Source organism: Mycolicibacter longobardus, assembly GCF_002102265.1.
Taxonomy (GTDB): domain Bacteria; phylum Actinomycetota; class Actinomycetes; order Mycobacteriales; family Mycobacteriaceae; genus Mycobacterium; species Mycobacterium longobardum.
Map to the genome: position 1 here is coordinate 115513 of NZ_LQPG01000008.1, position 20104 is coordinate 135616.

18 protein-coding genes are annotated in these 20104 nt (G+C 67.3%); 11 read left to right on the forward strand and 7 right to left on the reverse strand.

The genetic code is table 11. The features are described 5' to 3' along the window. Positions 1–52: 52 nt before the first annotated feature. Positions 53–1441 carry a sigma 54-interacting transcriptional regulator gene (locus AWC16_RS03270; RefSeq protein WP_085263422.1) on the forward strand — a complete coding sequence of 463 codons (1389 nt, stop codon included), beginning with the start codon at positions 53–55 and terminating at the stop codon, positions 1439–1441. Further along, positions 1416–3461 carry a VWA domain-containing protein gene (locus AWC16_RS03275; protein ID WP_409370638.1) on the forward strand — a complete coding sequence of 682 codons (2046 nt, stop codon included), beginning with the start codon at positions 1416–1418 and terminating at the stop codon, positions 3459–3461. The genes AWC16_RS03270 and AWC16_RS03275 overlap by 26 nt, the downstream gene beginning before the upstream one ends. Before the next feature lie 27 nt (positions 3462–3488). Here the strand turns inward: AWC16_RS03275 and AWC16_RS25470 are convergent, their stop codons facing one another. After that, positions 3489–4850 (reverse strand): PPE family protein, SVP subgroup, encoded by a 1362-nt coding sequence (locus AWC16_RS25470; protein ID WP_085263360.1) that lies wholly within the window; start codon positions 4848–4850, stop codon positions 3489–3491. 272 nt (positions 4851–5122) lie between these two features. On the opposite strand from AWC16_RS25470, the gene AWC16_RS03285 reads away from it, so the two are divergent. The 8 genes from AWC16_RS03285 to mnhG all read left to right on the forward strand — a co-directional run bounded on the left by AWC16_RS03285 (position 5123) and on the right by mnhG (position 13080). Continuing rightward, a complete protein-coding gene (locus AWC16_RS03285; RefSeq protein WP_085263361.1) occupies positions 5123–6139 on the forward strand; it encodes a HAMP domain-containing sensor histidine kinase in 1017 nt (338 codons plus the stop codon). Continuing rightward, entirely contained in the window at positions 6139–6804 is a 666-nt protein-coding gene (locus AWC16_RS03290; protein WP_085263362.1) for a response regulator, read from the forward strand. The genes AWC16_RS03285 and AWC16_RS03290 overlap by 1 nt, the downstream gene beginning before the upstream one ends. A 179-nt stretch (positions 6805–6983) precedes the next feature. Beyond that, complete coding sequence (locus AWC16_RS03295) at positions 6984–9884, forward strand: Na+/H+ antiporter subunit A (RefSeq protein ID WP_085263363.1); 2901 nt, start codon at positions 6984–6986, stop codon at positions 9882–9884. Then, positions 9881–10330, forward strand: a complete 450-nt coding sequence (locus tag AWC16_RS03300) for a Na(+)/H(+) antiporter subunit C (RefSeq protein ID WP_085263364.1) — start codon at positions 9881–9883, stop codon at positions 10328–10330. Before AWC16_RS03295 ends, AWC16_RS03300 begins: the two co-directional genes overlap by 4 nt. Then, positions 10327–11925: a Na+/H+ antiporter subunit D gene (locus tag AWC16_RS03305; RefSeq protein ID WP_085263365.1), complete on the forward strand. Its 1599-nt coding sequence runs from the start codon at positions 10327–10329 to the stop codon at positions 11923–11925. The genes AWC16_RS03300 and AWC16_RS03305 overlap by 4 nt, the downstream gene beginning before the upstream one ends. Next, positions 11922–12449: a Na+/H+ antiporter subunit E gene (locus AWC16_RS03310; RefSeq protein ID WP_085263366.1), complete on the forward strand. Its 528-nt coding sequence runs from the start codon at positions 11922–11924 to the stop codon at positions 12447–12449. The genes AWC16_RS03305 and AWC16_RS03310 overlap by 4 nt, the downstream gene beginning before the upstream one ends. 5 nt (positions 12450–12454) lie before the next feature. Further along, complete coding sequence (locus AWC16_RS03315; RefSeq protein ID WP_085263367.1) at positions 12455–12736, forward strand: monovalent cation/H+ antiporter complex subunit F; 282 nt, start codon at positions 12455–12457, stop codon at positions 12734–12736. After that, complete coding sequence (mnhG, locus tag AWC16_RS03320; protein WP_085263368.1) at positions 12733–13080, forward strand: monovalent cation/H(+) antiporter subunit G; 348 nt, start codon at positions 12733–12735, stop codon at positions 13078–13080. The genes AWC16_RS03315 and mnhG overlap by 4 nt, the downstream gene beginning before the upstream one ends. Here mnhG and AWC16_RS03325 read toward each other — a convergent pair. Both AWC16_RS03325 and AWC16_RS03330 read right to left on the reverse strand, forming a co-directional pair. Further along, positions 13065–13682 carry a class I SAM-dependent methyltransferase gene (locus AWC16_RS03325; protein WP_085263423.1) on the reverse strand — a complete coding sequence of 206 codons (618 nt, stop codon included), beginning with the start codon at positions 13680–13682 and terminating at the stop codon, positions 13065–13067. The genes mnhG and AWC16_RS03325 overlap by 16 nt on opposite strands. Positions 13683–13747: 65 nt before the next feature. After that, positions 13748–14671 carry an oxygenase MpaB family protein gene (locus AWC16_RS03330; RefSeq protein ID WP_085263369.1) on the reverse strand — a complete coding sequence of 308 codons (924 nt, stop codon included), beginning with the start codon at positions 14669–14671 and terminating at the stop codon, positions 13748–13750. A gap of 77 nt (positions 14672–14748) precedes the next feature. Here AWC16_RS03330 and AWC16_RS03335 point away from each other — a divergent pair, with 77 nt between their 5' ends. After that, entirely contained in the window at positions 14749–15462 is a 714-nt protein-coding gene (locus tag AWC16_RS03335; protein ID WP_409370637.1) for a TetR/AcrR family transcriptional regulator, read from the forward strand. Here the strand turns inward: AWC16_RS03335 and AWC16_RS03340 are convergent. The 4 genes from AWC16_RS03340 to AWC16_RS03355 all read right to left on the reverse strand — a co-directional run bounded on the left by AWC16_RS03340 (position 15409) and on the right by AWC16_RS03355 (position 20104). Beyond that, positions 15409–16008, reverse strand: a complete 600-nt coding sequence (locus AWC16_RS03340; protein WP_085263371.1) for a DUF1707 SHOCT-like domain-containing protein — start codon at positions 16006–16008, stop codon at positions 15409–15411. The genes AWC16_RS03335 and AWC16_RS03340 overlap by 54 nt on opposite strands. Positions 16009–16086: 78 nt before the next feature. After that, positions 16087–16944, reverse strand: coding sequence for an enoyl-CoA hydratase family protein (locus AWC16_RS03345; protein ID WP_085263372.1), 858 nt, complete (start codon positions 16942–16944; stop codon positions 16087–16089). Next, positions 16944–18119 carry an acyl-CoA dehydrogenase family protein gene (locus AWC16_RS03350; RefSeq protein ID WP_085263373.1) on the reverse strand — a complete coding sequence of 392 codons (1176 nt, stop codon included), beginning with the start codon at positions 18117–18119 and terminating at the stop codon, positions 16944–16946. The genes AWC16_RS03345 and AWC16_RS03350 overlap by 1 nt, the downstream gene beginning before the upstream one ends. Further along, positions 18116–20104, reverse strand: a complete 1989-nt coding sequence (locus tag AWC16_RS03355; RefSeq protein WP_085263374.1) for an acetyl/propionyl/methylcrotonyl-CoA carboxylase subunit alpha — start codon at positions 20102–20104, stop codon at positions 18116–18118. Before AWC16_RS03355 ends, AWC16_RS03350 begins: the two co-directional genes overlap by 4 nt.

Sequence of the window (20104 nt, forward strand, 5' to 3'; positions counted from 1 at the left end):
CGGACGCCGTGACGGACCACCGCACCCGTCGTAGCGTGGAGTGGTGACCGCGCTGAACACCCCGCACGATCTGCCCAAGACCCTCGGCGAGCTGCGTGCCGCCGGCCACCGGGAACGGGGGGTCAAACAGGAGATCGCCGAGAACCTGCTGGCCCGGCTGGCCGACGGTGACGACGCCGCCACCATCTGGCCCGGAATCTTCGGTTTCGACGACACCGTCCTGCCGCAGCTGGAACGGGCGCTGATCGCCGGTCATGACATCGTGCTGCTCGGCGAACGCGGCCAGGGCAAGACCCGGCTGCTGCGGGCGCTGACCGGACTGCTCGACGAGTGGACGCCGGTGATCGCCGGCTCCGAGCTCGGCGAGCATCCGTACTCGCCGATCACGCCCGAATCGATCCGGCGGGTCGCCGAACTCGGTGACGACCTGCCGGTGGCCTGGCGGCACCGCAGTGAGCGTTACACCGAGAAGCTGGCGACTCCCGACACCAGCGTCGCGGACCTGGTCGGCGACATCGACCCGATCAAGGTCGCCGAGGGCCGTAGCCTGGGCGATCCCGAGACCATCGCCTACGGCCTTATCCCGCGGGCGCACCGCGGCGTCGTCGCCGTCAACGAACTGCCCGACCTCGCCGAGCGGATCCAGGTGGCGATGCTCAACGTGATGGAGGAGCGCGACATCCAGGTGCGCGGCTACACGCTGCGGCTGCCGCTGGACGTGCTGGTGGTCGCCAGTGCCAACCCCGAGGACTACACCAACCGCGGTCGCATCATCACCCCGCTCAAGGACCGGTTCGGCGCTGAGATCCGCACCCACTACCCGCTGGAGCTCGACGCGGAGGTCGGCGTGATCGCCCAGGAGGCCCACCTGAGTGCACAGGTTCCCGACTACCTGCTGGCGGTGCTGGCCCGTTTCGCCCGCTACCTGCGCGAGTCCCGCTCGGTGGATCAGCGTTCCGGGGTGTCGGCACGCTTCGCCATTGCCGCCGCGGAGACGGTGGCGGCCTCGGCGCGCCATCGCGGCGCTGTGCTGGGCGAAACCGATCCGGTGGCCCGGGTGGTCGATCTGAGCACGATCATCGACGTGCTGCGCGGAAAGCTGGAGTTCGAATCCGGCGAGGAGGGTCGCGAGCAGGCGGTACTGGAACATCTGCTGCGCCGGGCCACCGCCGACACCGCATCGCGGGCACTGGGCGGGATCGACGTCGGGCCGCTGGTGGCTGCCGTCGAGGACGCGGCGGTGACCACGGGGGAGCGGGTGTCGGCCAAAGCGGTGCTGGCGGCACTGCCGGATCTGCCGGTGATCGACGCCGTTGCGCAGCGGCTGGGTGCGGAGTCCGAGGGAGAACGCGCCGCGGCCCTCGAATTGGCCCTGGAGGCACTGTATTTGGCCAAGCGAATCGACAAGACCTCCGATGAGGGCGAAACCGTCTATGGCTAGACGTCACGGCTCGCGGTATTCGGCCTACACCGGTGGGCCGGATCCGTTGGCGCCGCCGGTCGATCTGGCCGAGGCGCTGGAGGAGATCGGGCGCGACGTGATGGAGGGGACGTCGCCGCGAAGGGCGCTGCAGGAACTGCTGCGCCGTGGCACCAAGAACCTCCCCGGGGCTGACCGGCTGGCTGCCGAGGCCCAGCGAAGGCGTCGGGAACTGTTGCGCCGCAACAATTTGGACGGAACCCTCGCCGAGGTCAAGAAACTGCTCGACGAGGCGGTGCTGGCCGAACGCAAGGAGCTGGCCCGAGCACTCGACGACGACGCCCGTTTCGGCGAGATGCAGTTGGAGGCACTGTCGCCGTCGCCGGCCAAGGCGGTACAGGAGCTGGCGGACTACAACTGGCGCAGCAACGAGGCCCGCGAGTCCTACGAGAAGATCAAAGACCTGCTCGGCCGCGAGATGCTCGATCAGCGCTTCGCCGGCATGAAGCAGGCGCTGGAGGGTGCCACCGACGCGGACCGGCAACGGGTCAGCGACATGCTCGACGACCTCAACAACCTGTTGGACAAGCACTCTCGCGGCGACGACACCCCGCAGGACTTCCAGGATTTCATGGACAAACACGGCGAGTTCTTCCCGGAGAACCCGCGCAACGTCGAAGAGCTGCTGGACTCGCTGGCCAAGCGGGCGGCGGCCGCGCAGCGCTTCCGTAACAGCCTGAGCGCCGAACAGCGCGCCGAGCTGGATGCGTTGGCGGAGCAGGCATTCGGTTCACCGTCCCTGCAGCAGGCGCTGGGGCGCCTCGACGCGCATCTGCAGGCGGCCCGGCCGGGGGAGGACTGGACCGGCTCGTCGGAGTTCTCCGGCAACAATCCGCTCGGCATGGGTGAGGGCGCCCAGGCCTTGAGCGACATCGCCGAGCTCGAGCAGTTGGCCGAGCAGCTGTCGCAGGCCTATCCCGGCGCGAGCATGGACGACGTCGACCTCGAGGCGCTGGCCCGTCAACTCGGCGACCAGGCCGCCGTCGACGCACGGACCCTGGCCGAGCTGGAGCGCGCGCTGCTCAACCAGGGGTTCCTGGACCGCAGCTCCGACGGGCAGTGGCGGCTGTCGCCCAAGGCGATGCGCCGCCTCGGCGAAACCGCGCTGCGCGATGTGGCGCGCCAACTTTCGGGGCGCCGCGGTGAACGTGACCACCGCCGGGCCGGGGCGGCCGGGGAACTGACCGGCGCGACGCGGCCCTGGCAGTTCGGCGACACCGAACCGTGGAACGTCACCCGCACCCTGACCAACGCGGTGCTGCGGCAGGTCGCCGGCGGTTCAGCGAGGCTCGACGGAGGAGAGGCGAAGCTGGGACCGCCGCATGGGCACAGTGCCGTTTCCGGCCCCCACCTGTCGATCAGCGTCGACGACGTCGAGGTCTCCGAGACCGAGACGCGCACCCAGTCGTGTGTCGCGCTGCTGGTGGACACGTCGTTCTCGATGGTGATGGACAACCGCTGGCTGCCGATGAAGCGCACCGCGCTGGCGTTGAACCATCTGGTCAGCACCCGGTTTCGTTCGGATGCGTTGCAGATCATCGCATTCGGGCGTCATGCCCGCACCATGACAGCCGCCGAACTGACCGGCTTGGAGGGCGTCTTCGAGCAGGGCACCAACCTGCACCACGCGCTGGCGCTGGCCGGACGCCACCTGCGTCGGCATCCCAACGCCCAGCCGGTGGTGCTGGTGGTCACCGACGGCGAGCCGACGGCCCACCTCGAGGACATCACCGGTGGTGGCGCATCGGTGTTCTTTGATTACCCGCCCCATCCGCGAACCATCGCCCACACCGTCAAGGGCTTCGACGATGTGGCCCGGCAGGGCGCGCAGGTGACGATCTTCCGGCTTGGGGACGATCCGGGGCTTGCCCGGTTCATCGACCAGGTGGCGCGGCGGGTGCAGGGCCGGGTGGTGGTGCCCGAACTCGACGGCCTGGGCGCGGCAGTGGTCGGCGATTACCTACGATCGCGGCGCCGCTGAGCCATTGCGCGGCGGAGGCGACGGGCCCTACCGGGCCAGCAGCCGGCGTTTCTGTTCGGCGAACTCTTCGCCGGTCAGGTATCCGGCGTCGTGCAGTTCGCCGAGTTCTCGGATTCTCGCGGCCAGTTCGGCCATCGAGGTCAGCGGAGAATGCCCCGGCGTCGCCGGTGATTGCTCGGTCGAGCCCGAGGACGGCTTCCCCGACTGGGCGGACCCCGCGGCGGCGGTTGTCTTGCCGGATTCCCCGCGGTTCTGATTCACCGCGCCGGCCAGGGCACTGCCGCCCATACCAGCCAGGGCCATCTGGCCGAACGCCGTTCCCAGCCCGGCCGGCGAGGGTGCCGCGGTGCCCAGTGGCGTCGAGAAGCTGGCATGGCGGATCTCCGGGGCTACCTCGGCCCAACTGATAGGGGCGGAGAGCGTCCCGAGCGGGAATGCCTCGCCCCTGGCTGCCGTTACCACTGCTTCGTGGGGAACTCGGAGGTTGTCGATGGACGGCAGCTCCTCGTGCACCCCCAATCCGTCGAAGGCGTTCAAGATACGTTGCTGGCCGGCGCGGAGCACGTCCTGGGTGTCGAGAATCTCCTGCGAGTCCTGCTCCGCGAAATGCATCGCTGCGCCCGCCAGCCAAACCCCGAGAACAGACATGGGAAGGGCAATACCGATAGCGGTCTCGTCGGCGATGACGCTCAACCAATCGAAAAGGCTGGTCGGCAAATCGGCTTGCGACAGCAAAGGCAAGATCGATGTGGCTTCCGACGATCCAGGCCCCGGCAGCGACGAGGCCGCCCGAGACAACATCGTCTGCGCCAGGTTACCGACGGAGTCGCCCTGAGCGGCAGCCTGGCTGAGCGGCCCGGCGGGGTTGCTGGTCTGCGGCGGAGGCTGGAACGGCTCCAGTTCGGCGGCGTTTGTCGACAGCGCCGAGTAACCGTACATCGCGGAGGCGTCCTGGGCCCACATCTCGGCGTAGTGGGCCTCGGTCGCGGCGATTGCGGCGGCATTCTGGCCCAGCACGTTGGTGGCCAGCAGCGTCATGAGCTGAACACGATTGGTCGCGACCACCGATGGGGGCACCGTCATAGCGAATGCGGCTTCGTAGGCGGCCACCGCCGCCTTGGCCTGCAGGCCGGCCTTCTCCGCCTGGACCGCGGTGGTGTTCAACCACGTCACGTAAGGTGCCGCCGAGGCAGCCATCGCCGCGGACGAGGGCCCCGCCCACGCTGAACTGGTCAGTTCGGCAATGACCGCCTCGTAGCCGGCGGCCGCCGAATGCAGTTCGGCGGCCAGCGTGTCCCAGGCCGTGGCAGCCGCGAGCATCGGACCCGCCCCTGCGCCGGCGTACATCAGGCCGGAGTTGACTTCCGGTGGCAACGCCGCGAAATTCATGCGCTTTGCGCGCCGGTACGGCGGTTCATTGCAGTTGCATCCCTCCGGTCAAGGGTCGTTGTGTGGTCTGATACGTCGGACAAACCGCCCACCGCTTCACCCGTGCACTCAACCCCCGGGATGGCACACACATCAGCAACGTCGACGGTGCTCAGGGCGTGCCACCCATTCTCCGAGCCTGAATTGGTCGGTCACCATGGTATTTGACACCCATTCGTAACTCGCGACAACCCGTATGGACTTTGCGACCTGTGCAGACCAGGGTGTGGAGTATGAACCGGTGGACAGCGCTCGTCGAGCGGTTCCGGAGACGCGCGAACGCACCCGCTCGGGGGCTGTTCCGCCGGGTCGTCCTGATCAACGGACTGGCCTTCACCTTCGGCACGCTGGTGCTCGCCATGTCGCCGGCCACTGTTTCTGGCCCCGTCCAATTGACCGAGATTCCGATTCTGGTGGTCGGGTTGGCGGTTGTGGTGGGAGCCAACGCGCTGCTGTTGCGGTCGAGCCTCGCCCCATTGGACCGGCTCGCTGCGTCCATGCGACGGGTCGATCTGCTCCGGCACGCCGACCGCGTGGATGACTCTGGCGATGGTGACTTGCATCACCTCATGGCCTCCTTCAACGCCATGCTGGACAGGTTGGAGACGGAACGGGCTTCCTCGAGTGCCTTGGTGCTGGCCGCACAGGAGACCGAGCGGCAGCGGATTGCCAGGGAGTTGCACGACGAGATCGGCCAAACGCTCACCGTCGCCCTACTTACCCTGAAGCGGGCCGTCGACGCCGCGCCCGAGGGGATACGTGGTGATATTGCGGACGCTCAGGAAACTGTGCGAGCCAGCCTTGATGAGGTGCGCAGCATTGCCCGCCGGCTGCGCCCGGACGCGCTTGAGGACCTCGGCTTGGAGAGCGCGCTGCAGGCACTGTGCAACCAGTTCACCCAGGCGACCGGCATCGACGTCGTCAAGGACATTGCCCCTCAGGCAGAACGGCTCACTCCGAACGTGGAGTTGGTCTGCTACCGCATTGTGCAGGAGAGCTTGACCAATATCGCGCGGCACTCCGGCGCGCAAAAGGCGTGGCTGGACCTGCACGTCGACGGATCAGGAAAACTGACGCTGCGGATCGCCGACAACGGCGACGGCGCGGTGAGCGCCGAAGGTGCCGGAATCACCGGAATGCGCGAGCGTGCCCTCTTGGTGCATGGCACGCTGACCGTCACGTCTGCGCCCAACGGAGGAACCGAGGTCCGGCTGGTGGTGCCGGCCCGACCGGGTGCGAGACGCCGATAATGCCCGCAGATTCGACACGGCCGGCGCGCATCCTGCTCGCCGATGACCACGCCCTGGTGCGTAGCGGGCTGCGGATGATTCTCGACGCCGAGCCCGATCTGTCGGTTGTCGCGGAGGCTGCCGACGGGTCCGAGGCGGTGGCAGCGCTCCAGGAAACTCCCGTCGACCTGGCCATCCTGGACATCGCGATGCCGCGGATGACGGGGCTGCAGGCCGCCCGGGAGATCAGCCGCAGCCATCCCCGGGTGCGGATGCTGATGTTGTCGATGCACGACAACGAGCAGTATTTCTTCGAGGCCCTCAAGGCCGGTGCGTCGGGCTACGTTCTGAAATCCGTGGCCGACCGCGACCTGCTCGAGGCGTGCCGGTCGACGATTCGCGGAGAGCCGTTTCTCTACGCCGGAGCGGTGAACGCGTTGATCAGGGACTATCTGCATCGGGCACGGCAGGGTACGACGTTGCCGGAGACTATCCTTACGCCGCGCGAAGAGGAAGTTCTGAAGCTGATCGCCGAGGGAATGTCGGCGCGGGAGATTGCGAAGATCCTCGGCATCAGCGCCAAGACGGTCGACAGGCACCGCACTAATACCCTGCAGAAGCTCGGCTTGCGCGACCGGCTGGCCCTCACCAGATACGCCATCCGCACCGGGTTGATCGAGCCCTAGCTCTGAAATGAGGGCTTGGCCCCCCGATGAATGAGGGCTGCACTCCACGGTGCGGGTCTATCTCGTCACAGGCTATGGTTTCAGTTGCAGTGGGAAGATGTATGCGGATGTGTACTGCCCATCCGGGTGGTCTTCGGACCCGATCCCATCGACTTGATTGACACGGCCCGTGGAGCGTGATGCTAGGGATACTGCTTGCCCATGTTGTTGGCACGGCTGCTGCGCCCTGGTTGGTGCGCAGGCTGGGTCGGGCAGCGTTCTACCTGCTGGGAGCGATCCCGCTGATCTCGCTGGGATGGGTCGTGGCGAACTGGCCGGCCAGCCCGGCCGACGACCTCCGCACGACGGTGCCCTGGGTGCCTGGGCTGTCGATGGACATCGAGCTGCGCTTCGATTCATTGTCCGCGATCATGAGTGTGCTGGCATTGGGGATTGGCGCCCTGGTGCTGTTCTACTGCGCCGAGTACTTCCACCCGGTCGGTCCGGACGCTGAGACCGATCCGCGGCTGCCCGGCTTCGCCGCGAAAATGGTCGGGTTCGCGGGATCCATGTTCGGGCTGATGGTCTCCGACAACATGCTGGTGCTCTACGTGTTCTGGGAGCTGACCACGGTGCTGTCGTTCCTGCTGATAGGCCACTACGCGGAGCGCGCCGTCAACCGCCGGGCGGCCATCCAGGCGTTGCTGGTCACCACGGCCGGTGGGCTGGCCATGCTGGTCGGTGTGATCATCTTGGGTCAGACTGCCGGCAGTTATCTGCTGTCGGATCTGGTGGCCAATCCGCCGTCTGGGGCGGTGGTAACGGTCGGTGTGCTGCTGATCCTCGTCGGTGCGCTGAGCAAGTCGGCGATTGTGCCGCTGCATTTCTGGCTGCCCGGCGCGATGGCGGCGCCAACACCGGTCAGCGCCTACCTGCACGCCGCCGCGATGGTCAAGGCAGGGATATATCTGGTCGCGCGATTGACGCCGGGATTCGCCGACTCGCCGGGCTGGCGGCTGACGCTGACGGTTCTGGGCCTGGCGACCGCCCTGCTGGCGGGATTGCGCGCGGTGCGCGAATATGACTTGAAGCTGGTACTGGCTTACAGCACCGTCAGCCAGCTGGGTTTGATGATGGTGCTGGTTGGGGCCGGTAGCGGCGATCTGATGCTGGCGGGCCTGACCGCGATGTGCGCGCATGCCGTGGCCAAGGCGACACTGTTCATGGTGGTTGGAATCATCGACCACGCCACCGGAACCCGCGACCTGCGTGAGTTGGCCGGATTGGGACGACGTTGCCCGGCGTTGTTCATGATCGCTGCCGCAGGCGCCGCCAGCATGGCGGGCGTACCGCCGTTCTTGGGTTTCATCGCCAAGGAGACCATTTTCGGGACCGAGGCACGAGTCTCGGTCCTGGGGTCCGCCGGCCCCTACGTGTTGGCGGCCGCCGTGCTCTCCTCGATATTCACCGTGATCTACTGCGTGCGGTTCCTATGGGGCGCCTTCGCCGACAAGGGCCAGTCCGCGCCCAGCGCTCACGTCGCCGAACTGCACCGACCCACCGTGGCGTTCTTGACACCCCCGGCGATATTGGCCGGCACCGGCCTGATACTCGGGATGCTCTCGCTCGTGCTCGACTCCGTGTTGCAGACCTACGCCAAGACGATGCGCGACGGCACCGAATACCACTTGGCACTGTGGCACGGCCTGGGGCTGCCGGTATGGCTGTCGGCGCTGGTGCTGGTTGTCGGCACCAGTCTCTTCGCCGCTCGCGGCCCACTAGGGCTCACCCGACTGCGTCGGCTGCCACTGGGTAAGGCGGACCAGATATATGACGACTTCATTCGGCTACTCGATGTGGCTGCGGTGCGGCTGACCGCCATCACTCAGCGCGGCTCACTGCCGATCAACCAGGCGATGATCTTCGCGACGCTGATACTGCTTCCGCTGGCGGCGCTGATGCTGGGCGCGCGCAACCGGATCGACCTACGACTGTGGGATACGCCGCTGCAGCTCACCGTCGCCGTGTTGGTAGTAGCCGGGGGGATCGGCGCCACCATGGCGCGCAACCGATTGTCGGCGGTACTGATGGTCGGCGTGACCGGGTATGGCTGTGCCGTGGCCTTCGCCTTCCACGGCGCCCCGGACCTGGCCTTGACTCAGTTGCTCGTCGAGACCGTGACTCTGGTGATTTTCGTGCTGGTGTTGCGTACTCTGCCCGCCGAGACCTCGGAGCGCTCAACGGCGGAGTACCGGTGGCCGCGAGCACTGCTGGCGGTGGCGGTCGGTGCCAGTGTCGCCGTGTTGGCTGCCTTCGCGATGGCCGCCCGCACCCGCGACGGTGTCGCTCCGCTGTTGCCCGATGCGGCCTATTTCCGGGGCTACGGTGCCAATACCGTCAACGTGATCCTGGTCGACGTCCGCGCGTGGGATACCCTCGGCGAGATCTCTGTGTTGCTGGTCGCGGCTACCGGGGTGGCCTCAATGGTGTTCCGAGACCGTCGGTTCGGGCGTGCCCCTCGGGTCGCCGACGCCGGTGAACGGCGCAAGGACCTGGGCCCAGGGGCCACCCCGTACAGTCCCGCGATCGCGTCCACCACCTGGCTGCGCGGCAGCGCCTACCACGATCCCGATCAGCGGTCGCTGGTATTGGAGGTCGCGACCCGGATCATCTTCCCGCTGATCATGGTGGTCTCGGTCTATTTCCTCTTTGGTGGGCACAACAACCCCGGCGGTGGATTTGCTGGTGGGCTGGCCGCCGGACTCGGTCTGGCGCTGCGCTACCTGGCGGGCGGCCGATACGAGCTCGGCGAGACGCTGCCTCTGGATTCCGGCAAGATTCTGGGCGTCGGGTTGTGCCTGGTGGGAGGCACCGCGCTGGGGTCGCTGTTGCTCGGGGCGCCGGTGTTGTCCTCGGCGGCGGTGCAGTTCACCCTGCCGGTGCTGGGTCACGTGAAGCTGGTCACTTCGTTGTTCTTCGATGTGGGGGTGTATCTGGTCGTGGTCGGCATGGTGCTCGATGTTCTGCGCAGCTTGGGTGTGCGGCTGGACCAGGAGCTGGAGTCGGAGGCCGCACGTCGCGCGCTGGTGAGGATGTCATGACCACGCATCTGGTTCCGCTGCTGATGGCCGCCGGGCTCACCGCCTGTGGGGTGTACATGCTGTTGGAGCGCAACCTCACCCGCGCGTTGTTGGGCCTGATGATGATCGGCAATGCCATTAACCTGCTCATCATCGATGTGGCCGGGCCGGACGGTAATCCGCCTATCCGCGGCGCCAGTTCCGGCAAGAGCGCCGACGCCGACCCGCTGGCACAGGCCATGGTGCTGACAGCCATCGTCATCACCATGGGGATCGGCGCGTTCGTGCTGGCCCTGATCTACCGCTCCCATCACCTGACCACCAGCGACGAGGTCGCTCACGACGAGGAAGCCGCCCGGCTGGCGCGGCTCTCCGATGAGGAGATCATCGCCGCCGAGGAGGATCTCAGCGAGCCGGTTCCAGCCGGCGAATTGGATGCCGTCGCCGAAAGCGGAGTGCCACGATGAGTGCCGCTACCGCCCTGATCCCGCTTCCTGTGCTGCTGCCCACCCTGGGTGCGGCGCTGACACTCATCGTCGGGCGGCGGCCAAGGCTGCAGCGGCCCATCACCATCGGTGTGCTGTGCGCGGTGGCCGCAGTGAGCGCCGCATTGCTGTACCTCACCGACCGGAATGGCACCCTGGTGGTGCACGTCGGCGGCTGGGGCCCAACCGCGGACCGAGTGGGACCGTTGGGCATCAGCCTGGTGGTCGATCGGTTGTCGGCGCTGATGCTGATGGTGTCGGCGATCGTGCTGTTGGCGGTCATGGTCTACGCCATCGGCCAAGGGGTGCGTGACGGAGATGACCGCCAGCCGGTGTCGATCTTCCTGCCCACCTACCTGACCCTGGCCACCGGTGTTTCGCTGGCATTTCTGGCCGGCGACCTGTTCAACCTGTTCGTCGGGTTCGAGATGCTGCTGGCCGCGAGCTTCGTGTTGCTGACCATCGGTGCCAGCTCCGAGCGGATCCGCGCCGGTATCGGCTACGTGATGGTTTCGATGACTTCGTCGTTGATCTTCCTGTTCGGTATCGCCCTGGTCTATGGCGCGACCGGCACCCTTAACCTGGCTGAGTTGGCCACCCGGACCGGCGATCTGCCCTCCGGTACCCGCAGCGCGGTGTTCGCGGTGCTGCTGGTGGCGTTCGGCATCAAAGCTGCGGTCTTCCCACTGCAGGCGTGGCTGCCCGATTCCTACCCCACCGCACCCGCACCGATCACCGCGGTGTTCGCCGGCATCCTGACCAAAGTCGGTGTCTACGCGATGATCCGCGCGCATTCACTGCTGTTTCCTGACGGCGGACTGGACTCGATGCTGCTGGTCGCGGCGCTGCTCACGATGCTGGTCGGCATCTTCGGCGCGATTGCACAAAGTGACATCAAGCGAACCTTGTCGTTCACGCTGGTCAGCCATATCGGCTTCATGGTGTTCGGGGTGGCGTTGTCGAGTCGGTTGGGGATGTCCGGTGCGATCTTCTACGTGATGCACCACATTATCGTGATGACGACGCTGTTCCTGGCGGCCGGACTGATCGAACGCCAGGGCGGAGCTTCTTCGTTGAAGCGCCTCGGCGGCTTGGGGGCCAACCCCTTGCTGGCCTTTGTGTTCTTGGTGCCGGCGTTCAATCTCGGTGGTATTCCGCCTTTTTCGGGCTTCATCGGTAAGACGGCGGTGCTACAGGCCGGAGTCAACGATGGCTCGGTGCTGGCGTGGTGTCTGGTGGGTGGAGCGGTGGTGACCAGCCTGCTGACACTGTTCACGCTGGCGCGTGTTTGGTCCAAGGCGTTCTGGCGCCTGCGCAGCGACGCCCCCGAGGGCGAGCTGGCGCGCGCAGCGCCTCCGGTGCTGCTCGACGATATCGCCGAGGTTTCCTTTGGCGACCGCGATGACGTCGGCAGGATGCCGTTGGGGATGGTGGTGCCGACACTCGGGTTGATCGCGCTGGGATTGGCGTTCACCGTGCTGGCCGGCCCGATCTTCGGCTACACCGAGCGCACTGCGGCTGAGATCCTCGACCGTGGCGAATACATCTCGGCCGTGCTGTCGGGAGGTGCGCCATGAGAACGATCGCGCTGCGGATCTTTGGGGTGTCCGCCATGTCGATCGTCTGGACGCTGCTGTGGGGCCGCTTCACGATCCCCAACATCCTCCTCGGACTGGTGGTCGCGGCGATGATCATGGTGCTGTTGCCGCTGCCACCTGTGCCGGTGCAAGGCCGGTTTCATCCGGTGCCGTTGCTGCAGCTGACGGGGCTGTTCGCCTGGTATCTGGTGGCGTCCAGTATCCAATTGATGTGGTTGGCGATCAAACCCGGACCACCGCCGCAGACCGGGGTGTTGCAGGTGCAGGTGAACATTCAATCCGATCTCTTGCTGGTACTGGCTTCCAGCTTCATCACGCTGACTCCCGGATCGATGGTGCTGGAGATCGACCAGGTACGCCGCATTCTCTACTGCCACGTGATGGATGTCGGGTCTGCCCGGACGGTCGAGTTTTTCTATGAGCAGGCCGCGCAGATAGAACGACTGCTGGTGGATGCCTTCGAGCGGGGAGGCGGGTCGCTGCCCGCCGAGGAGAACCGATGACAGCAATGACGATTGTCTGGGGGACCGCGGGAGTGCTGTTCGGTATCGCCGCGGTCATCACCATGTACCGACTGTTGGTCGGCCCCAGCACGCTGGACCGATTGGTGGCGTTGGACACGCTGGCCGCTATGACGATGGGTGGGATCGGCACTTGGACCGCGGTCAGTCGGGACACCACCGTGACCTACAGCCTCGCGGCGTTGGCGCTGGTCGGATTCATCGGTTCGGTCAGTGTGGCCCGTTTCCGGGTGCCTGACGCGCCGTTGAGCCCAGGGGGGCAGCCGTGATCGTGTTCGATTGGCTCGCAGCTGTGTTGGTGCTCGCCGGTGCGGTGCTCGCGCTGACTGCTGCGATCGGGGTGGTGCGGTTCCCGGATACCTTGGCCCGGATGCACTCAGCGACCAAACCTCAGGTGCTGGGCCTGTTGTTGGTGTTGCTCGGCGCGTTGATTCGGTTGCGGGGCAGCCACGATGCCGGGATGGTGACGGTGAGCATTCTGTTCACGTTGATCACCGCGCCGGTGGTCGCCCACCGGGTGGGCAGGCTGGCCTATCAGGAGCAGGATATGACTGAGGTGTTGGCCGTCGACCAATTGGGCGAGCTCACCGAGGAAGATCAGTTGCCGAACTGAACTGACCGCAGCACCGCGACCAGGAAGTCGGAGTCCTCGGTGAAGGGCCGCAGATCCCAGGTGGCCAGCAGCAGATCGACCGCAAAACCCGCGGATGCCGCGTCGCTCAGGAACTGGCCGAACTCGTAGTCCCGATCGGCGCCGAAGCCGATGACGGCCCGCCCGTTGTCGGCGCAGTGGGCACGCAACCGCCGCAGCACCGTGACACGGGTGCTCGGGGCGACGAATGTCATAACATTGCCCGCCGACACGATGAGATCGAACGGGTCGGAGATTCCGCGGGCCGGCAGGTCGAGTTCGGCGAGGTCGCCGACCAGGTAGCGCGGCCCCGGATAGTCCGCTTCGGCCGCCTCGATCAACTCCGGATCGACATCGACACCGACCACGTCGTGACCTGCCGTGGCCAGGAAGCCGGCAACGCGGCCCGGACCACAGCCGGCATCGAGGATGCGAGCGCCACGCGACGCCATCGCGTCGATCAGGCGCGCCTCACCGGCCAGATCGTTACCCGTGCGGGCCATCTCGCGGAACCTCTCGATGTACCACCGCGAATGCCCGGGATCGGCGGCGACTTTCTGCATCCAGAGGCTCTGCTCGACCATGGTTGCATTCTCGCAGGGCTGCATCGTGAGGTGTGGAGGCGGACTTACCGAGAGGCCAAGCCGCTCTACACCAACGGACGACCGGCGCGGATACGACGGTCCAGGTCCCACAGGATCAGGTTGAAAGGGAAGCCGCGAAGGAACTGGGGCAGAACATTGTTGACGCCGCGGATCATGCCCATCAACCGGTCGAACCGGCGTTGCTTGTCGGCGTCCCACGGCAACTGCATCTCGTCGCGGAAGCGCTGCGGCAGGAAGCCGGTGGTGATCAACAAAGCGATCCGTTCGTTGGTGCGCTGCAGGGGGCCCGGCAGGGTCAGGCCCCGCAGCCGGCTCGCCGCGATGGGCCGGAGGTAGTCGCGCACGGCGTCGTCGATGTGGACCTTGTCCAGTTGCTCCTGCCAGTACCGGTCGAAGGCGGCCCGGTCCGCTGGCCACATGTCCTCGGGCACCTGGAGCATGGTGGCCATCGCCTTGCCCTCATTGTGGTAGTGCCGATCGGCATGCTCGTCGTCCATCTCGCCGAGGAAGATGCGGTGGATATCCACGTTGCCCTTGTACAGACACGCGCCCACCCATAGCTGCAGATCGCGGTCGAACGCGTTGTACTTCACCGGGCTGTCGGCCGTCGAGCGGACCTGACGATGGGCGCTGTTCACCGCCTCGCGGAAGGCGGCCTTCTGCGCGTCGCTGCCCTGGGTGGCGACCACCAGGTAGGTGAATGTGGTGCGGGCCCGCTTGATGGGGTGCAGGTCAACGCGCCCGCTTTCAACGCGGCTCTCCATCACGCCGTAACCCACCGCGGGACGCGCGAGTTGCATGATCACGTTGGCCGGCCCGGCCAACAGCGCCACGCCCATCATCATGTTGTCGGCACAGGAGATCTGCGGCAGCAAGGAGCGCCTGGAACGGCTAGGCGGCGTGCTTTCCGCACTGACCGAATCACTCACCGAACGCTCCACCAGGGGAAGCGGCTCGCTGATCGTCATGACTGCACCTCGTTGATTGTGAGAACGTCGGTTTCCTGATATTGCCCAGCCCGGGGCTCAGTGTCAAGATGGTGGGTGTGGCTTCCGCCGTGCCCGAACGCCCGTATCGGGGTGTGCAAGCAGCCGACCGGTTAGCCGAGCGCCGGGAACGGCTGCTGGTGGCCGGACTTGATCTGCTGGGTGGCCGGGAGCTGACCGAGCTGACCGTGCGTGGGGTATGTCGCCGGGCCGGTGTGGCGTCCCGCTACTTCTACGAGAGCTTCGCCGACAAGGACGAGTTCGTAGCCGCAGTCTTCGACTGGGTGGTCAGTGATCTGGCGGCGAGCACCCAGGCCGCCGTGGACGCGGCGCCCGCGGCCGAACAGACGCGCGCCGGGATGGCCCACCTGGTTGAGACCGTTGCCGGGGACGCTCGGGTTGGCAGGATGCTGTTCAGCACTCAGCTGACCAACGCGCTGCTGGTGCGCAAACGGGCCGAGTCGAGCGCGCTGTTCGCGATGCTGTCCGGCCGCCACGTCCAGAATGTCCTGCGGGTGCCGGGCAACGACCGGATCAAGGCTGCCGCGCATTTCGTGGTCGGCGGGGTGGGGCAGACGATCAGTGCCTGGCTGGTCGGTGAAATCAAGCTGGGGCCTGACCAGCTCGTGGAACAGCTGACGGCACTGCTCGGCCAACTCGACGAGCCGGCGCTGTATCGGAGTCAGTCGACCGAGGTGGCCTCAGTCGGCACAAAGCCGTCAAACGCGCCGCTTGCGTTCCTTGCGCCTGATACCGACCCCGCCCCACAGTGAGAACCCGCGCACTTTGACCGTCGGCGCTCCCGGGGTACCGCTGCCCTCGACGTGCTGGTCGAAACCGCCCATCACCCCGTGACCTTGGATGTCGACGTTGACTTCGGGCGGCAGCAGGATGGTCTGCCCGCCCATGATCGAGTAGGCGTTGATCTCGACTTCCGGCGAGGTGAAGTCGGCGTAGCGCAGGTCGATGACACCGCCGCCCCACAGCGAGAACGTGGTCAGCCGCTTGGGCACGGGCCAGCGTCCACGCCGCTCGAAGGAGCTCATGATCGCCAGCAGCACCGTGGAGGGGGCGGGTTTGCAGTCGCCGCCGCGGTGCGGGCAGACCGAGGAACCCGGCAGGTCGGCGCGCAAGCCGTCGAGCTCGTCGTAGGTCTGCGCGGCATAGGCCTTGGCGAGCCGGGCCTCGTACTCGCTCATCGGCAGTTGACCGTGTGCCACGGCATCGCCGAGCACCTGCGCCAACTGGATCCGGTCGGTGTCAGCGGCACGCGACTGGGTGCCGTCGGTGTCTTGGCTACGCCGGGATGGAGGTCTCATCGGATAAAGAGCCTACGACTAACCAGCTCTGCCGCAAGCGGGGTTGGTCAAAGTGGCCAGGCGGGGCTTGGTTGTAGGTCAGCCCGCCCAGCTGGGCGGGCGCTTCTGCAGAAAGGCCAGCATGCCTTCCTGGGCCTCGTCGGAGACGAACATCCGGGCCGAGGCCACGCTGAGCCGCTCGGAGTCCCGGTCGAATCCGTCCAGGACAGCGGCGGTGGTCAGCGCCTTGGATGCCGCCAGCCCCTGCGGGGAACCGAGCCGCAGGTTGGCGACCAGCTCCCCGACGGCGGCCTGGACATCCGCCGCGTTCTCCACGGCCAGGGTGATCAGGCCGATCGCGGCGGCTTCGGCTGCACCGAACTTCTCGCCGGTCAGGTAGTAGCGGGCCGCGGCCCGGGGGGACAGTTTGGGCAGCAGCGTCAGCGAGATGATCGACGGTGCCACGCCGATCCGGGCCTCGGTCAGGGCGAAGGTGCTGGCCGGACCCGCGACCGCCAGGTCGCAGGCCCCGACCAGTCCCATGCCGCCGGCCCGCACGTGACCGTCGACCGCCGCGATCACCGGCCGCGGCGACTCGACGATCGCCCGCATCAGCGCCGCCATCTCGCGGGCCCGGTCGGCGGCCAGGTCGCCGGGTTCACGCGGCGGTCCCAGCTTCGCCTCTCCTCCGTCGAGCCTCGCTGAACCGCCGGGGCTGGCGCCCGGGTCACCCCGGGAGGCCTCGCTCAGATCCGCGCCGGCGCAGAACGTGTTGCCGGTGTGGCCGAGCACCACCACCCGCACGTTCGGGTCGGCGGCGGCGTCGCGCAGGCCGGCGTGCAGCTGGGCAACCAACCTGGACGACAGCGCGTTGCGGTTGTGTGGCGAGTCCAGGGTCAGCCGGGCCGAGCCGTCTCCGGTGTCTTCGGGCCCCGCGTAGGAAACCAGCGTGTCCATCAGTACGACCGGGGCAGACCCAGCGACGTCTGCGCGACGAAGTTGAGGACCATCTCGCGGCTCACCGGCGCGATCCGTGCCAGCCGGGACGCGGTGACCGCCGCGGCGATGCCGTACTCCTTGGTCAGGCCGTTGCCGCCGAGGGACTGCACCGCCTGATCGACGGCCCGGGTCGACGCCTCGCCCGCGGCGTATTTGGCCATGTTGGCCGCCTCGGCAGCGCCGAAGTCGTCGCCGGCGTCATACAGCGTCGCCGCCTTCTGCATCATCAGCTTGGCCAACTGGATCTCGATGTGGTTCTGGGCCAGCGGGTGCGACAGGCCCTGGTGCGCGCCGATCGGGGTCTTCCACACCTGGCGGGTGGTGACGTAGTCGACGGCCTTGCCGATCGCGAAGCGGCCCATCCCGACCGCGCTGGCCGCACCCATGATGCGTTCCGGGTTCAGCCCGGCGAACAGCTGCGCGATGGCGGCGTCCTCGGAACCCACCAGCGCGTCGGCCGGCAGCCGGACGTCGTCGAGGAACACCTGGAACTGGCGCTCCGGGCTGAGCAGCTCCATCTCGATCGGCGTGTAGGTCAGACCGGGGGTATCGGTGGGCACCACGAACAGCGCGGGCCGCAATGATTCGGCCTTGGCGCCTGTGCCGCTGTAGCTGCGGCCCACGACCAGCACCGCCTGCGCCTGGTCGATGCCGGAGATGAAGGTCTTCTGGCCCTTGAGGATCCAGTCCGAGCCGTCGCGGCGCGCGGTGGTGGTGATCTTGTGCGAGTTCGACCCGGCGTCCGGTTCGGTGATGGCGAACGCCATGGTCAACGACCCGTCGGCGATACCGGGGATCCACCGTTTCTTCTGCTCGTCGGTGCCGAACTTGGAGATGATGGTGCCGTTGATGGCCGGCGAGACCACCATCATCAGCAGCGCGCAGCCGTTGGTCGCCATCTCCTCCATGACCAGCGAAAGCTCGTACATGCCGGCGCCGCCGCCGCCGTACTCCTCGGGCAGGTTGACGCCGATGAAGCCGAGTTTGCCGGCCTCGTTCCACAGCTCGTCGGTATGCTCGCCGGCGCGGGCCTTCTCCAGGTAGTAGTCCTGGCCGTAGTTGCGGGCCATCGCCGCGACTGCTTCGCGCAGGGCGCGCCGCTCGTCGCTTTCGATGAAGCTGGTGTCGCTCATGTGGGTTCTCCTTCTGCTTGCGTGGGGGTCTCGAGACTTTCGACGCGGGCCAGCACGGCGCCGACCTCTACCTGATCGCCGGGTTTGACGTCGAGCTGGGCGAGTACGCCGTCGGCCGGGGCGCTGATGGTGTGCTCCATCTTCATGGCCTCCAGCCAGATCAGCGGTTGGCCGGTGGTCACCGGGTCTCCGACCGCCGCGCCCAGCCGAATCACGTTGCCGGGCATGGGCGCCAACAGCGAGCCATGCGCGACTGCCGACTCGGGATCGGGGAATCGGGGCGATGCCACCAGGTGGACGCCCCCGGCGGGGGAGTCCACGTAGACGTCGGAGCCGTAGCGCGCGACGGTGAACGCGCGCGCCACACCGGCGGGGTCGGCCAGCACCACCTGGTCCGGCGTGGACGAAACCAGGGTGACGTCATCGTCGATGATCAGTCCCGTTCGGGTGAAACGGTATTCGACCCGATGCTCGGTGCCGCTGTCGTCGGTGTAGGTCTTGGCCTGGAATCCCGACGCCAGGTTGCGCCAACCGCTGGGAATGGAGCCCAACGCCGTGGCCGTGGCCCGGTTGTGTGCGGCGTCGGCCAGGGCGGCAGCGATCGCCGATGCCCGCACCGTTGCGGTATCCGCCAGCGGCTGAGACAGCTCGGCCAGGCCATGGGTGTCGAAGAACGCCGTGTCGGTGGCACCGTCCAGAAACGCCGGATGCCGCAGCACGTTGACCAGCAGGTCACGGTTGGTGCGCAGTCCGTGCAGCCGGGTGCGCGCCAGTGCGGCGGCGAGCACCCCCGCCGCCTGCCGGCGCGTCGGCGCGTAGCTGATCACTTTGGCCAGCATCGGGTCATAGTGGATGGAGACCGTCGAACCGGCGACGACGCCGGAGTCCAAGCGGATGCCGGTGCGCCGGTGCAGTGAGCCGAACTGCGTCACCACCCCGGGCGCATCGAAGGCGTGCACCGGACCGGCCTGCGGTTGCCAGCCGTGGGCGGGGTCTTCGGCGTAGAGCCGCACTTCGATCGAATGCCCATGAGCGGCAGGCGGTTCGGCATCGAGCCGGGCTCCGTCGGCCACCGCGATCTGCAGTTCGACCAGATCGACTCCGGTGGTCTCCTCGGTGACCGGATGCTCGACCTGCAGCCGGGTGTTCATCTCCAGGAAGTAGAAGTCGCCCTGCTCGTCGGCCAGGAACTCGACCGTGCCGGCCCCGGTGTAGCCGATCGCGCCGGCCGCCAGCCGGGCCGCCTCGAACAGCTTGGCCCGCATTCCGGGGGTGCGTTCCACCAGGGGGGAGGGCGCCTCCTCGATGACCTTCTGGTGGCGGCGCTGAATCGAGCACTCCCGCTCGCCGACGGCCCACACCGTGCCGTGCTGATCGGCCATCACCTGGACCTCGATGTGGTGGCCGGTCGGTAGATAGCGCTCGCAGAACACCGTCGGGTCCCCGAACGCCGAGGCGGCCTCGCGCTGGGCTGCCGCCACCTCGTCGGCCAGGGCCGAGAGCTCGCTGACCACCCGCATGCCGCGACCACCGCCGCCGGCGGATGACTTCACCAGCACCGGCAGTCGTGCGGCGGTGACGGTTTCCGGGTCGAGTTCCTCGAGAACCGGCACCCCGGCCGCGGCCATCATCTTCTTCGATTCGATCTTGGAACCCATCGAGGTCACCGCGTTCACCGGCGGACCGATCCAGGTCAGCCCGGCGGCCTGGACGGCTTGGGCGAAATCGGCGTTCTCGGAGAGGAATCCGTAACCGGGATGCACGGCGTCGGCGCCGGCGGCACGGGCCGCGGCGATGATCGCCTCAGCGGAGAGGTAACTCGTGGTGTCCGGCAGGCGCACCTTCGCGTCGGCTTCGGCGACGTGCGGCATGCCCGCGTCGGGGTCGGTGTAGACCGCGACCGTGCCCAGGCCCAGGCGGCGACAGGTGGTGAAGACCCGACGGGCGATCTCGCCGCGGTTGGCCACCAAGACATTGCTGATCAT